The following is a 14,263-nucleotide window of genomic DNA, read 5'->3' as shown; positions in this document are numbered from 1 at the left end:
CGTGTACGTAGCGGACAGTCGCGGCACTCCTGCCGCCCCTGCCGACGCCGCCCGGGTCTCTTCCGGGCGGCGGTCGTCCATCGCCCCCACCGTGTTCGCGCTCGGCACGGTCAGCCTCATCACGGACGTCTCCTCGGAGATGGTCACCGCCGTGCTGCCGCTGTACCTGGTGACGGGCCTCGGCCTGTCCCCGCTCGGGTTCGGCCTGCTCGACGGCGTGTACAACGGCTTCAGCGCGCTTGTCCGCCTCGTAGGCGGCCATCTCGCCGACCGGGGCGGCCGGCACAAGACGGTCGCCGTGCTCGGCTACGGCCTTTCCGCGCTGTGCAAACCCCTGCTCCTGGTGGCGGGTTCGCTGCCGCTGATCGGCGCGGTGCTCGCCGCCGACCGCACCGGCAAGGGGCTGCGCACCGCGCCGCGCGACGCCCTGATCTCGCTGGCGTCCGCGCCGGAATCACGCGGCCGGGCCTTCGGGGTGCACCGGGCGATGGACACCGCGGGCGCCCTGCTCGGCCCGCTGACCGCGTTCCTGATTCTGCGTCAGGCGGCGGACGGCTACGACGCGGTGTTCACGGTCAGCTTCTGCGTGGCGGCCGTCGGCGTCCTGGTCCTGCTCCTCTTCGTCCCCTCCCGCGCCCCCGCTGCCGCCCTCCCTCAGGATGCCCCGCGCGCCTCCCTGAAGGCGGCCCTGGCACTTCTGCGCGTACCGGAGGTACGCCAACTCACCCTGGCGGCACTCCTGTTGGGCCTCGCGACGGTGAGCGACTCCTTCGTCTACCTGCTGCTCCAGCACCGGCTCGGCGTGCCCGACCGCTGGTTCGCGCTGCTCCCCCTCGGCACGGCGGCCGCCTTCCTGCTCCTGGCCGTACCGCTGGGCCGCCTCGCCGACAAGGTGGGCCGCCGGCAGGTCTTCCTCGGCGGCCATGTGGCCCTCCTGCTCGCGTACGTGCTGCTCCTGACCGGGTGGCAGAGCCCGGCGCTCCCCTTCCTCACGCTGGCCCTGCACGGCGGGTTCTACGCGGCGACCGACGGCGTCCTGATGGCGGCGGCCGCGGGGGCGGTCCCGGCCGGGCTCCGCTCCTCCGGGCTGGCGCTGATCCAGACCGGCCAGGCCATGGCCCGCTTCGCCTGCTCGATCGCGTTCGGCGCCGCGTGGACGGCGTGGGGCGACAGGACGGCGCTGGGCACGGCGGCGGCGGTCCTGACCGCGTGCGCGGCGGGCGCGGTCCTGCTCCGCCCCTCGAACTCCCCGAAGGAAGCCCGGCCTTGACCCTCCGCAACAAGATCCTGGTCCTCGTGGCGGCGCTCGCCGTCCTCGCGGGAGTCGCGACCGCCTCCGTGCTGCACGCGGCGGGCCGCGAGGACCGGAAGAACCGGACGCAGGCGGGCGGTCCCCCGGTGACCGCGGGAAAGGTGTCGTTGACGCCGGACGCCACGCGGAAGATCGTGTTCCGCAACATGGCGTGGGGCCCGCACCGCGACGAGCTGGCCACGGTCCCGGCCGCCGACCCGGCGGGCCCGCGCACCGCCTCCGGAGTGAAGTGCCTGCGCTTCTACGCGGCCGCCACAACGGGCATCTGCCTCCAGGCCGAGCGCGGCGCGATGCAGGACTCGTACCGCGCGGTGGTCCTCGACGCCCGGCTGAAGGAGCGCGCGCACTACAGTCTGCCCGGCATTCCGACCCGCGCCCGGGTCTCGCCCAGCGGGCACTGGGCGGCGTGGACGGTGTTCGTCGGCGGCGACTCGTACGCGGGCACGAACTTCTCCACCCGCACGGCCGTCCTCGACACCAGGACGGGCCGGCTCACCTCGTCCCTCGAAGACTTCAAGGCCTACCTCGACGGCAAGGAGCACCACGCCGCCGACACCAACTTCTGGGGCGTCACCTTCGCCGCCGACGACCAGCACTTCTACGCGACGATGGCGACCGGCGGCCACACCTATCTCGTACGGGGCGACCTCGCGGCGCGCACGGTGACCTCCCTGCACGCGAACGTCGAGTGCCCCTCCCTCTCCCCCGACGGCACCCGCATCGTCTACAAGAAGCGGGTGCCGGGCCTGCCCGCCGACGCGCCCTGGCACCTGTACGCCCTGGACCTGGCGACGATGCGCGAGACCGCGCTCGCGGAGCCGAGGAGCGTGGACGACCAGGCGGTCTGGCAGGACAACCACACGGTGGCCTACTCCCTGGCCGGCGACTACGGCAGCGACCTCTACACGGTCCCGGCCGACGGCACGGGAAAGCCCCGCCACCTGCTGACGGCGGGTCTGGCCCCGGCGTACCTGGGCTGAGCCGCGGTATCGGGCCGGCGCTCGGGCCGGCCCCTTCGCGGGCTACTCCTTGTGGGCACGGTAGAAGTCCCGCTCCATCTCGCGGGTCTCGACCATGACGTGCAGCCGCCGCCCCGCGAGGCCCGTCACATGCTTGCGGGCGATCTCCAGGACGGTCTCGCTCAGCTCCTCGATGGCCTTCGGGGTGCGCCCGGAGAGGATGGCGACCTGAACGAAGACGGCGTCGATGTCGTCCTCTGCGGCGCCGAAGTACGACTCCTCGATGCGCCGGAACCGGGTCTTGAAGGCCTCGGTGGAAGCGTTGATCGACGGGGGCGCGACCTCGTGGACCTCGCGGGCGAAGCCTTTCCGGTCGAACGTGTCGGCGAGCCGCTCGGAGTATTCGACGGTGACGAATGGCATGACCAATTCCCTTGCTGGGTGGGCGAGTCGATGAGTCCGGGATGTCAGGTGGCGGTCTTGCGGGCGGCGTAGTGGCGGGCGGCCCGTACGCGGTTGCCGCACTTGGTGGTGCACCAGCGGCGGGCGGCGTGAGAGCGCAGGAACCAGCGGGTGCAGCCCTGGGCGCCGCAGGGCGCGAGCCGGCCCGCGTCGGCCCCGGTGAGCAGGTCGGCCCCGTCCTCGGCGAGCGAGCAGAGGGCCGCGCCGACCGGGTTCGCGGTATCGGGTTCGTCGGCGCGGCGCGGCTCGCGGCCGGTCCAGAGAAGGCGGGGCGTGGGAGGCGCGGCGGCCAGCGCGGCATTGAGCGCGTCCAGGCTCGGCGCGGGCGGCGCGCCCCCCTCGGCCCGCGCCCCGAAGAGCTCCCGCAGCGCCTCGCGGAGCACGCGCAGCCGCCCTGCCTGACGCCCACTCAGAACGATCCGGTCCGCCAGGAGTTCATGACGCACGAGCCAGAGCCGCGCGGCGTCGACATCCTCCAGGAGGTCCACCTGGCCGTGACTGAGCGCGAACCGGGTGTTCACCAGGGCGAGGGAGAGAAAGCGTTCCTCGCCGGGAACCGGCAGCTGATGGAGGTAGTGCGGCGCGTCGTGATCCACGTGTCTCATGCTAACGCTTGCCGTAGACCGTGAGAAGGTTTACCTTCCACTCACGGCAAACCATTCGGTTCAGCATGAGAAACAGGGGGCGCCCCAAGATGACGTACGCCGACGCAACCACCATGTCCGCCATGGCGGGATTCGACGTGGACCGGGTGCGGGAGGACTTCCCGATCCTCGGCCGCACGCTCGACAGCGGGGCGCGCCTCGTCTATCTGGACTCGGGCGCCACCACCCAGAAGCCGCTCCAAGTCCTGGACGCGGAACGGGACTTCTACCTGAACCACAATGCCGCCGTACACCGCGGCGCGCACCAGCTGTCGGTCGAGGCGACCGACGCGTACGAGGGCGCGCGGCGCAGGATCGCCGCGTTCGTCGGCGCGGCGGAGGACGAGATCGTCTTCACGAAGAACACCACCGAGGGCATCAACCTGGTGGCGTACGCCCTGGGGAACGCGGGCCGGATCGGGCCGGGCGACAAGATCGTGGTGACCGAGATGGAGCACCACGCGAACCTGGTGCCCTGGCAACAGCTCGCCGAGCGGACCGGGGCGCGGCTGGCGTGGTTCGGCCTGACCGACGACGGCCGGCTCGACCTGGACGGCCTCGACGAGCTGGTGGACGAGTCGACCAAGGTGGTCGCCCTGACCCACCAGTCGAACGTCCTGGGCACGCTCAATCCCGTCCGTCCGATCGCGGACCGGGCGCATGCGGTGGGCGCGCTGGTGGTGGTGGACGGCGCCCAGTCGGTCCCCCACCGACCGGTGGACGTGACGGAACTGGGCGCCGACTTCCTGGCCTTCTCGGGCCACAAGATGCTGGGCCCGAGCGGCGTGGGCGTCCTGTGGGGCCGCGCGGCGCTGCTGGACGAGCTGCCCCCGTTCCTGACGGGCGGCTCGATGATCGAGGTGGTCGAGATGGAGCGCTCGACGTTCCTGCCGCCCCCGCAGCGCTTCGAGGCGGGCGTCCCGATGACGGCCCAGGCGGTGGGCCTGGCCGCGGCGGTGGACTACCTGGAGACCCTGGGAATGCGGGAGGTGGCGGCCCACGAGGACGCCCTGACCGCCCTGGCCCTGAACCTCCTGGGCGAGATCCCGGGGCTCCGGATCATCGGCCCGGAGAACCTGACGGACCGGGGCTCAGCGGTGTCGTTCACGCTCTCCGGCATCCACCCGCACGACGTGGGCCAGATCCTGGACGACCGAGGAGTGGCCGTCCGCACAGGCCACCACTGCGCCCGCCCCCTGTCCCGCCGCTACGGCCTGGCGGCGACGACGCGGGCGAGCTTCTACGTCTACAACACCGCGGAGGAGGTAACGGCCCTGGCGGAGGGGGTGCGTGCGGCCCAGAAGTACTTCGCGTGACCGCCCGCGGCCTGCCACCGTGGGGAGGCGCCCGGACGAGCCCCTCCCCGGCCGACTCCCTTACAGAACCGGCAGGTTCTTCCGCAGCTCGAAGGCGGTGACCTCGGACCGGTACTCCTCCCACTCCTGCTTCTTGTTGCGCAGGAAGAAGTCGAAGACGTGCTCGCCCAGTGTCTCCGCCACCAGTTCGCTGCGTTCCATCAGGGCGATCGCCTCGCCCAGGTTCTGTGGGAGGGGTTCGATGCCCATGGCTCGGCGTTCGGCGTCGGTGAGGGCCCAGACGTCGTCGTCGGCGCCTGCCGGGAGTTCGTAGCCCTCTTCGATGCCCTTCAGGCCCGCCGCGAGGAGGAGGGCGTAGGCGAGGTACGGGTTGCAGCCCGAGTCCAGGGAGCGGACCTCGATGCGGGACGAGCCGGTCTTGCCGGGCTTGTACATCGGGACGCGGATGAGGGCCGAGCGGTTGTTGTGGCCCCAGCAGATGTACGAGGGAGCCTCGCCGCCGGCGCCCGCCGTGCGCTCCGAGCCTCCCCAGATGCGCTTGTAGGAGTTGACCCACTGGTTGGTGACCGCGGCGATCTCGGCGGCGTGCTTCAGGAGGCCCGCGATGAAGGAGCGGCCGACCTTCGAGAGCTGGTACTCGGCGCCCGACTCGTAGAACGCGTTCCGGTCGCCCTCGAAGAGGGAGAGGTGGGTGTGCATGCCCGAGCCCGGGTACTCCGAGAACGGCTTCGGCATGAAGGTGGCCTGGACGCCCTGTTCGAGCGCGACCTGCTTCATGACCAGGCGGAACGTCATGATGTTGTCCGCCGTGGAGAGCGCGTCGGCGTAGCGGAGGTCGATCTCCTGCTGGCCCGGCGCACCCTCGTGGTGGCTGAACTCGACCGAGATGCCCATCGATTCGAGCATGGTGATCGCCTGGCGGCGGAAGTCCATGCCGACGTTCTGCGGGGTGTGGTCGAAGTAGCCCGAGTTGTCGGCCGGGACCGGGCGCGTGCCGTCGAGCGGCTTGTCCTTGAGGAGGAAGAACTCGATCTCGGGGTGCGTGTAGAAGGTGAACCCCAGATCGGACGTCTTGGCCAGGATGCGCTTGAGGACGAAGCGGGGGTCCGCGAAGGACGGGGAGCCGTCGGGCATCCGGATGTCGCAGAACATCCGGGCGGTGCCGGGAGCCTCCGCGCGCCACGGCAGGATCTGGAAGGTCGACGGGTCCGGACGGGCGATCATGTCGGACTCGTAGACCCGGGCGAAGCCCTCGATGGCCGAGCCGTCGAAGCCGATTCCCTCGTCGAAGGCCTGCTCCAGCTCGGCCGGGGCGACCGCCACCGACTTGAGGAAGCCCAGCACATCGGTGAACCACAGGCGCACGAACCGGATGTCGCGCTCCTCGAGAGTCCGGAGCACGAACTCCTGCTGCTTGTCCATAGCCACATCCTTGCAGTTCAGACGGCCTGTGCACCATGACCCCGTCAAGGACGGGGACGCCGGGCGGATCCTCAGTATCGAGGCGCGGGATTACCTCCACATTACGCACCCGGTATGACCTACGGCACGTCCCCTCCCCACGGGTGCCCCTGCGGGCTCCACGCGTGACGATGTGGTGGATACTCGCTCCTCGTTGCCCGCGCAACAGCCCGGCACAACGGCGGGCTCAAAAGCCCGGCGCACCGGCTCAGCAGAACCGCTCGGCAGAACGGCATAGGAGAACCTCGCATGACCGGCACCCAGGTGGATCCTCCGGATACCGCCGTCGCACCCCTCGGCCGGCGCCGCTGGCGCGGCTGGCTGCTCGACGGGCTGAGCGAGCGCTCCGCCCGCCACCCCGGGCCGCACGGCACCCCGCCGGCCGAGCACAAGGGCCATCGCTGGTGGCGGGTCATGTGCCTGACCGGTGTCGACTACTTCTCCACGCTCGGCTACCAGCCCGGCATCGCGGCGCTCGCCGCCGGGCTGCTCTCGCCGCTCGCGACGCTTGTGCTGATCGCGCTGACGCTGGGCGGCGCGCTGCCGGTGTACCGGCGGGTCGCGAAGGAGTCGCCGAACGGCGAGGGCTCGATCGCCATGCTGGAGCGGCTGCTGCCCTGGTGGGCGGGGAAGATCTTCGTCCTGGTGCTGCTCGGCTTCGCCGCCACCGACTTCATGATCACGATCACCCTGTCGGCCGCGGACGCCTCCGCGCACGTCGTGGAGAATCCTTTCGCCCCCGACTTCCTGCACGGCTCCAACCTCTGGATCACGCTCGCCCTCGTCGCGGCGCTGGGCGCGGTCTTCCTCAAGGGGTTCAAAGAGGCCATCGGCATCGCGGTGGCGCTCGTCGGGGTCTATCTGGCGCTGAACCTCGTGGTCCTCTCCACCGCCGTCTGGAAGATCGCCACCGAGCCGGTCGTCGTCGGCAACTGGTGGGACGCGATGACCGCCGAGCACTCCTCGCCGCTCGCGATGATCGGCGTGTCGCTGCTCGTCTTCCCCAAGCTCGCACTCGGCATGTCCGGGTTCGAGACGGGCGTGGCGGTCATGCCGCAGATCCAGGGCGACGCCTCGGACACGTACGACAAGCCCCTCGGCCGGGTCCGCGACACCCGCAAGCTGCTGACCACGGCCGCGCTCATCATGAGCGGCTTCCTGCTTGTCTCCAGCCTCGCGACGACGATCCTGATCCCGGAGTCCGAGTTCGAGACCGGGGGCGGCGCCAACGGCCGCGCGCTGGCCTATCTCGCCCACCAGCACCTCGGCGAGGGCTTCGGGACCGTGTACGACATCTCGACGATCGCCATCCTCTGGTTCGCCGGGGCCTCGGCGACCGCGGGCCTGCTCAACCTCGTACCGCGCTATCTGCCGCGGTACGGCATGGCGCCCGAGTGGACGCGTGCGGTGCGGCCGCTGGTCCTGATCTTCATGGCGATCGCCTTCTTCATCACCTGGTGGTTCGACGCCGACGTCGACGCGCAGAGCGGCGCGTACGCCACCGGTGTGCTGGTCCTGATGCTGTCGGCCTCGTTCGCCTCGACGGTCGCCGTGCACCGGCGCGGCAAGCGGGCCGCCGCCCTCGGCTTCGGGGTGGTCACCGCGGTCTTCGCGTACACGCTGGTCACGAACGTGATCGAGCGGCCGGACGGCATCAAGATCGCGCTGCTCTTCATCGTGGGCATCGTGGTGTCGTCGTTCGCCTCGCGGGTGCACCGCGCCTTCGAACTGCGGGCGACGGCCGTCACCTTCGACGCGTGCGCCGCCCGGTTCGTGGACGAGGCGGCGAAGAGCGGCCCGCTGCGGATCATCGCCAACGAGCCGCAGGAGCACTCGACGCGGGAGTACCGCGCCAAGGAGTACAGCCAGCGCGAGGAGACCCACATCCCGGACGGGCGGCCGGTGCTGTTCCTGGAGGTGTTCATCCAGAACTCCTCCGACTTCACCACCGAGCTCACCGTCCACGGCGACGAGAAGCACGGGGTGCGCCGGCTGCGCGTCGAAGGCGCGGTCGTGCCCAACACCATCGCCGCCGTGATGATGGAACTGCGCGACCGCACCGGCGAGGTGCCGCACGCCTACTTCAACTGGACCGAGGGCCACCCGCTCAGCCATCTGCTGCGCTTCCTGGTGTTCGGCGACGGCGAGGTCGCGCCCGTCACCCGCGAGGTGCTGCGCCGGGCCGAGCCCGATCTGCGCCTGCGGCCCCGGGTCCACGTGGGCTGAACCGTCCCTTTCGCGCGGGCTTTTTTTCGGCCGGTGAGGCACCCGGCCTGCCGTGAGCCGCACTCCCTCCCCTACCATCTGCGCCCATGGGGGGGAGTGCGGCTCACGCGCATCACGCGTCCCGTGGCGCTGCTGAGTGCCATGGCGACGCTGCTCGCCGCACTCTTCGTCTGCCTCGCGGCGGGCGGCGGCGAGAACCCGGCCCGCCTCCCCCACGCTCTCAACTTCGTTCGAGCAGGGGAGAGCCCCATCGGCCCGACGGCCGACGGGTCCGCGCAGTACGTCTGCCCGTACGACCAGGGCGACTGCGGGCTCTTCCCGCACACCGGCCCGGCCGTGCTCACCACACCCCCGACGGACGCGCCGGTCCCGGCCGCGGTCCATGCCGTGCGCCCGGTGCCGCCCCGCGCGGGCGCTGCTCCCGTACGGTTCGGGCCCCGGCCACGCACGCCCGACCTGCACGTCCTTCAGGTGCTGCGGACCTAGAGGGCCCCGCGGCCGCACCCGGCCGCCCCCGCCCTCAACTCCCCATCCCCAGAAGGACGTTACGGACACATGGCCATTCAGGACGACCCCAACACCTCTCGCAGAGCGCGCATGGAAGAGCTCCGCCGCATCGAGCAGACCCGGCAGCGGCGCGGCAGGATCGTGGTGATCTCCTCGGTCACCGCCGCCGTCGTCGCGGTCGCGGGTCTGGTCGGATTCGGCGTGTACGAGTTCGGCAAGGCGGACGACAGCGGCAGCAAGGCCGCCGACACGACGCAGACGGAAGCTCAGGCGCAGGGCGGCGCCGACGCGAAGGCGCCGATCGCGGGCGAGAAGGACTGGGATCCCAAGAAGCTGACCCGCAACCACGTGACCACCAAGGTGAATTACCCGATGAAGCCCCCGGTGGGCGGTGACCACGACCAGGTGTGGATGAACTGCGGCGGCGACGTCTACACCCAGCAGGTCCCGGACATGAACGCCGTGCACTCCCTGGAACATGGCGCGGTGTGGGTGACGTACACGGACAAGGCGTCCGCCGCCGATGTGAAGAAGCTCGCCGACAAGGTGTCGAAGACCCCGTACTCGCTGATGAGCCCGTACAAGGGCCAGGCCGGGGCGATCATGCTGAGCGCCTGGGGCAAGCAGGTCACCGTGAACGGCGCGGACGATCCCCGGGTGAACCAGTTCTTCACCCAGTACGTGCAGGGCCCGCAGACGCCCGAGCCGGGCGCCCCGTGCACGGGCGGGCTGGGCGAGCAGTGATCCGCCGCTACTGGGGGATCGCGGCCGCGCTCGCCCTCGCGATGGTGTTCGCGGCGGCCGCCGTGCTCGTCTCCTCCGGGGGCAGCCGGGCCACCGCCGAAGCCAACTCCCGTACCCCTAAGGCCACTTCGGCGGACGCGGGGTTCGCGCGTGACATGTCGGCGCACCACCAGCAGGCGGTGGAGATGTCGTTCATCGTGCGCGACCGCACCTCGGACGAGGAGGTGCGGCGCCTCGCGTACGACATCGCCAACACGCAGGCCAACCAGCGGGGCATGATGCTCGGCTGGCTGGACCTGTGGGGGATGCCGAAGAACGAGGCGTCCCAGCTGCCGATGGCATGGATGGGCATGGGCATGGAGCCGGGCGCCGACGGCGCGCTGATGCCGGGCATGGCCACCAACGCCGACCTGGACAAGCTGCGGGGGCTCAGCGGCAGGGACGCGGAGGTGCTCTACCTCCGCCTGATGACCGAGCACCACAAGGGCGGCATCCACATGGCCGAGGGCTGCGTCGAGCGCTGCACGGTGGGCCCGGAGAAGCGGTTGGCGCAGGGCATGGTGGACGCGCAGCAGTCGGAAATCGACCTGATGGCACAAATGCTGAAGAAAAGGGGCGCCACGGTACGTACCGGCTGACGCCTCAACTGATCGCGGGTAAACGCTCTTTGGCGTTTCTTGGCGATCACATGCCCCCCGCATGAACCGTTCCTGACAAGAGTGACGCATTACGTGCGCGCATCAGACAGCACACGTACAGCATGCGAAGACCTCACGCAGGGGGTTACATGAGAACCAGCCGCGCCAGGCGGCGCGCCGGTGTGAGCATGGCAGCGACACTGCCTTTGCTCGCCGGCGCGCTCGCCCTCGGCATACCGTCCGCCCAGGCGGCCGACCCGGTCCCGAGCGGACGGGCGGCCCTCGCGGGCACCCAGCCCGTCTGGGCCACCGGCTCCGCCGACCAGGGCGCCACCGCCGCATCGACCAGGGTCAACGCCCGGGTGTACCTCGCCGGGCGGGACGCGAAGGGCCTCGACGCGTACGCCGCGGCCGTGTCCGACCCGCAGTCGGCGTCGTACGGCAAGTACCTCAGCGCCGACCAGGCGCAGCAGCGCTTCGGCGCAACCAAGGAGCAGATCGACGCGGTCACCAAGTGGCTGAAGTCGTCCGGACTGACCATCACGGGCTCCACCCAGCACTACATATCGGTGTCCGGTGACGTCGCGGCCGCGCAGAAGGCGTTCGCCACGCAGCTGCGCAACTACCGCAAGGACAACCGGACTTACCACGCCCCGTCGAAGGCCGCCTCCGCGCCGAACGCGCTCGCGGGCGCCGTTCTGACGGTGACGGGCCTGGACAACGCGCCGCACCGGTCGACGCACGAGGACACCCTGCCGGGGCCGGGCGCCGGCTTCCGCAACGCGGGTCCGTTCTCCAGCTACTACGGCCAGAACATCGCCAAGACGCTGCCGGACGCCTACGGCACCAAGGTTCCGTACGCCGTGCACGGCTACACCGGCCAGCAGCTGCGGGCCGCGTACGGCGCGGGCAAGTACACCGGCAAGGGCGTGACCGTCGCGATCACCGACGCGTACGCCTCGCCGACCATGGCGTCGGACGCGGCGACGTACGCCAAGCGCAACGGTGACAAGGCCTACAAGAAGGGCCAGTACACCGAGGTCCTCCCCGCGGCCTACAACAGCGTGGACGACTGCAAGGCGTCCGGCTGGTACGGCGAGGAGTCCCTGGACGTCGAGGCCGTGCACGCGGTCGCGCCCGACGCGAACATCGTGTACGTGGGCGGCGCGTCCTGCAACGACCCGGATCTGCTCGACGCCCTCAACAAGGTCGTCGACAAGCGCCTCGCCGACATCGTCTCCAACTCGTGGGGCGACATCGAGGCCAACGAGACCCCGGACATCGCGGCGGCGTACGACCAGACGTTCAAGCTCGGCGCGATCGAGGGCATCGGCTTCTACTTCTCCTCCGGCGACAACGGCGACGAGGTCGCCAACACCGGCAAGAAGCAGGTCGACACCCCGGCCAACTCGGCCTGGGTGACGGCGGTCGGCGGCACCTCGCTGGCGGTCGGCAAGAACGACAAGTACCAGTTCGAGACGGGATGGGGCACCGAGAAGGCCGCGCTGTCCGCGGACGGCAAGAGCTGGACGAACTTCCCCGGCGCCTACACCGGCGGCGCGGGCGGCGGCACCAGCTCCACGGTGAAGCAGCCGTTCTACCAGCACGGCATCGTGCCGGACTCGCTCGCGAAGGCGAACGGCGCGACGCGCATGCGCACCGTGCCGGACATCGCCGCCGTGGCCGACCCCAACACCGGCTTCCTGGTGGGCCAGACGCAGTCCTGGCCCGACAAGTCGGTGAAGTACGACGAGTACCGCATCGGCGGCACCTCACTCGCCGCGCCGGTCATCGCGGGCGTCCAGGCGCTGGCCCAGCAGGCCCGCCACTTCCCGATCGGGTTCGCGAACCCGTCGATCTACGCGCGCTACGACTCGCCGCTCTTCCACGACGTGACGGACCACCCGCTGGGTGCGAAGCGTGACCTCGCGGTCGCGCGTGTCGACTTCGCCAACGCCGTGGACGCGTCGGGCGGCCTGCTGACGTCGGTCCGCTCGCTCGGCAAGGACAGCTCGCTGTCCGCGACGAAGGGCTACGACGACGTGACGGGTGTGGGTTCGCCCGCACCGGGTTACGTGGCGTCGTACGGGTTCCCGTTCCGGCGGTGAATCGATGCCGGGTGTCCCCGGCGTCCTGGTGATTCGGTAACCCGGGTTTCCCTCCCCGCCCCTGGCTGCGCGTTCCACGTGCGGCTGGGGGCGGGGCTTTCCCGTTCCCCACCCCGCCCCTTCCCGAGACCCTCCGGGGGGTCGGGTTGCGACCGGTTGCCGGCCATCCCTGGGGGCCAGCCTTCGACCGGGGGCCGGTGGGTGGCTGGTCGCGCAGTTCCCCGTGCCCCTAAGCAGGGTCGGTGCTGGCCGCACCGGAGCAGTTCAGCCCGTCCGGCGTTTGAGGACGAGCGCCCTTAAGGCGCGATACGGGGTCTGGGGCGGAGCCCCAGGGTTCTTCACCCCCGGAGGGTCTCGGGACGGGGCGCGGTGGGGGGAATCGCCCCCGCCACCGCCTCCGGCCGGTCCAGCATCACCAAGTGGCCCGCTCCCTGCGCCACGTGGAAGCTCGCGCCCAGCGTCGCCGCCAAGCCGCGCTGGCGGTGGATCCAGGAGCCGCCTCCTGCGCCGCCCGCCAGCACCGTCACCGGGGCCGCGGGGAGGGGCAACCGGCGGCGCAGCACGAGGAGTTCCGCCGCCACCGACCCGTACCGCGCGTTCTCCAGGATCATTCCGCGCAGCACCCGCGAGGTGCCGTAGCAGCGGCGCACCACGTCGCGCGGGGCCGGATCGCCGCCCCCCGTGCGGGACGCGCGGACCGTGGCCCGGCGGACCGCGGGGCCGAGCGCGGCGGGTGCCCCCGCGCCGCACAGCACCGCCCCCACCGCCCGCGCGAAGGCGAGCCGCAGCCCCGGGGCGGCCGGAGGGCGCGCGGACTCCTCGATGCTGGAGTCGACCAGGACGAGCCCCGCCGTACGGGACGGGTACAGCCGGGCGAAGGCCTCCGCATGGAACCCCGCGATGGAGTGGCCGACCACCGTCACGGGCCCGTCCGCACCCAGCGCGTCGAGGAGCCCCGCGATCCGGTGCGCCTCCCCCGCGGCGGTCGGCGGCACCACGGCCGGCCCGGAAAGCCCGTGCCCGGGCCGGTCGAAGCGTACGACCGTGTGGTCCGGGGTGAGCAGCGGCACCACCGGGTCCCAGTCGAACCAGCTCATGCCCAGCCCCGCGCTGAGCACCACGAGCGGTCCGGCTCCCTCGACGACCACGTGGTGCGCGACCCCGCCGACCCTCACGAACGCCATGCCCGCCTCTCCCTCCCCACCGAAACCGCCAGCGCCCCCAGCCAAATCGCCACCACAAGGACCTGAAGCCGCTGGCCCGCCCCGAGAGCCCACGTGCCGCGGCCCGCCTGGAAGGCGGCCACCGATGCCAACGTCCAAGCCGTGGCCGCCAGTTCCAGCGCCACCAGCGCCGGGCCGAGGCGCACGCCGAGCAGGGGCCACCAGCCGTAGCGGCGAGCCGCCACCGTCAGGGCCACCACGCCCGTCAACGCCCCCAGCATCGCGAGGCTGCTGCTCACCGCGTGCGCGGTGTGCGTCGCCGGGACCAGGCCCGCCGTCTCGCGGGCCGCGCACACCGGGTCGGCGGTCGGGGCGCAGCTCAGCGGGAGGCGGGAGTCGACCGCCGTGGCCGCGCCGAACAGCGCGAGGCCCGACCAGCCCGCCAGCGACCAGCGGCGCCGGTCGCAGCGCGAGAGTGCGCACACCGCGGCGGCCAGGACCAGGAGCCCCGCCGTCAGGTCGGTGGCACGGAAGAGGCCGCCCAGCGGCTGGTCGGCCGCGGCGAGTTCGCTCACGTACGCCTGGATCGGGTCGAGGCCGGTCTGGAAGACGAGTTCGAGCACCCAGGCCGTGTAGGCGAGGGCGCCGAGCGCGAGCAGGACGGCCACGGGCCGGGTTCGCACACCACTGCGGGACATAGTGGGGCCAATGTTACGGGGGTGG

At 71.4% G+C, this 14,263-nt stretch carries 13 protein-coding genes; 8 read left to right on the top strand and 5 right to left on the bottom strand.

The features are described from left to right. Nucleotide 1 precedes the first annotated feature (1 nt). Together IE206_RS06080 and IE206_RS06075 are read left to right on the top strand one after the other, a co-directional pair. On the top strand, nucleotides 2–1,270 hold the full coding sequence (locus IE206_RS06080; protein ID WP_189960970.1) for an MFS transporter: 1,269 nt from the start codon (nucleotides 2–4) through the stop codon (nucleotides 1,268–1,270). Then, nucleotides 1,267–2,292, top strand: coding sequence for a TolB family protein (locus tag IE206_RS06075; protein ID WP_189960969.1), 1,026 nt, complete (start codon nucleotides 1,267–1,269; stop codon nucleotides 2,290–2,292). The genes IE206_RS06080 and IE206_RS06075 overlap by 4 nt, the downstream gene beginning before the upstream one ends. Nucleotides 2,293–2,334: 42 nt before the next feature. On the opposite strand, the gene IE206_RS06070 is transcribed toward IE206_RS06075, so the two are convergent. Both IE206_RS06070 and IE206_RS06065 read right to left on the bottom strand, forming a co-directional pair. Then, on the bottom strand, nucleotides 2,335–2,694 hold the full coding sequence (locus tag IE206_RS06070) for a 5-carboxymethyl-2-hydroxymuconate Delta-isomerase (protein ID WP_189960968.1): 360 nt from the start codon (nucleotides 2,692–2,694) through the stop codon (nucleotides 2,335–2,337). A 44-nt stretch (nucleotides 2,695–2,738) separates the two neighbouring features. After that, the gene (locus tag IE206_RS06065; protein WP_189960967.1) at nucleotides 2,739–3,338 is read right to left on the bottom strand and encodes a CGNR zinc finger domain-containing protein; all 600 of its coding nucleotides are present in this window, start codon (nucleotides 3,336–3,338) and stop codon (nucleotides 2,739–2,741) included. 89 nt (nucleotides 3,339–3,427) lie between these two features. Here IE206_RS06065 and IE206_RS06060 point away from each other — a divergent pair, with 89 nt between their 5' ends. Beyond that, a complete protein-coding gene (locus tag IE206_RS06060; RefSeq protein WP_308433909.1) occupies nucleotides 3,428–4,693 on the top strand; it encodes a cysteine desulfurase in 1,266 nt (421 codons plus the stop codon). A 60-nt stretch (nucleotides 4,694–4,753) separates the two neighbouring features. Here the strand turns inward: IE206_RS06060 and glnA2 are convergent, their stop codons facing one another. Then, nucleotides 4,754–6,115: a gamma-glutamylpolyamine synthetase GlnA2 gene (glnA2, locus tag IE206_RS06055; protein ID WP_189960966.1), complete on the bottom strand. Its 1,362-nt coding sequence runs from the start codon at nucleotides 6,113–6,115 to the stop codon at nucleotides 4,754–4,756. A 288-nt stretch (nucleotides 6,116–6,403) separates the two neighbouring features. Here glnA2 and IE206_RS06050 point away from each other — a divergent pair, with 288 nt between their 5' ends. From IE206_RS06050 to IE206_RS06030, 5 genes are all read left to right on the top strand, one after another. Further along, nucleotides 6,404–8,380 (top strand): APC family permease, encoded by a 1,977-nt coding sequence (locus IE206_RS06050; RefSeq protein ID WP_189960965.1) that lies wholly within the window; start codon nucleotides 6,404–6,406, stop codon nucleotides 8,378–8,380. 123 nt (nucleotides 8,381–8,503) lie between these two features. Further along, complete coding sequence (locus IE206_RS06045) at nucleotides 8,504–8,866, top strand: hypothetical protein (RefSeq protein WP_189960964.1); 363 nt, start codon at nucleotides 8,504–8,506, stop codon at nucleotides 8,864–8,866. Nucleotides 8,867–8,935: 69 nt separating this feature from the next. Beyond that, the gene (locus IE206_RS06040) at nucleotides 8,936–9,631 is read left to right on the top strand and encodes a thioredoxin-like domain-containing protein (protein ID WP_189960963.1); all 696 of its coding nucleotides are present in this window, start codon (nucleotides 8,936–8,938) and stop codon (nucleotides 9,629–9,631) included. 41 nt (nucleotides 9,632–9,672) lie between these two features. Beyond that, entirely contained in the window at nucleotides 9,673–10,269 is a 597-nt protein-coding gene (locus IE206_RS06035) for a DUF305 domain-containing protein (RefSeq protein WP_189961393.1), read from the top strand. A gap of 188 nt (nucleotides 10,270–10,457) precedes the next feature. Further along, on the top strand, nucleotides 10,458–12,377 hold the full coding sequence (locus tag IE206_RS06030) for a S53 family peptidase (protein WP_189960962.1): 1,920 nt from the start codon (nucleotides 10,458–10,460) through the stop codon (nucleotides 12,375–12,377). Between the two features lie 338 nt (nucleotides 12,378–12,715). On the opposite strand, the gene IE206_RS06025 is transcribed toward IE206_RS06030, so the two are convergent. Both IE206_RS06025 and IE206_RS06020 read right to left on the bottom strand, forming a co-directional pair. After that, complete coding sequence (locus tag IE206_RS06025; protein WP_189960961.1) at nucleotides 12,716–13,561, bottom strand: alpha/beta fold hydrolase; 846 nt, start codon at nucleotides 13,559–13,561, stop codon at nucleotides 12,716–12,718. Next, the gene (locus IE206_RS06020; protein WP_189960960.1) at nucleotides 13,549–14,238 is read right to left on the bottom strand and encodes a DUF998 domain-containing protein; all 690 of its coding nucleotides are present in this window, start codon (nucleotides 14,236–14,238) and stop codon (nucleotides 13,549–13,551) included. Before IE206_RS06020 ends, IE206_RS06025 begins: the two co-directional genes overlap by 13 nt. Nucleotides 14,239–14,263: the final 25 nt, after the last annotated feature.

Origin of the sequence: Streptomyces violascens, from assembly GCF_014649955.1 — a bacterium.
GTDB lineage: Bacteria > Actinomycetota > Actinomycetes > Streptomycetales > Streptomycetaceae > Streptomyces > Streptomyces violascens.
The sequence above is the reverse complement of the archived record's forward strand: the minus strand, read 5'-3'. Positions and strand labels throughout refer to the sequence as shown.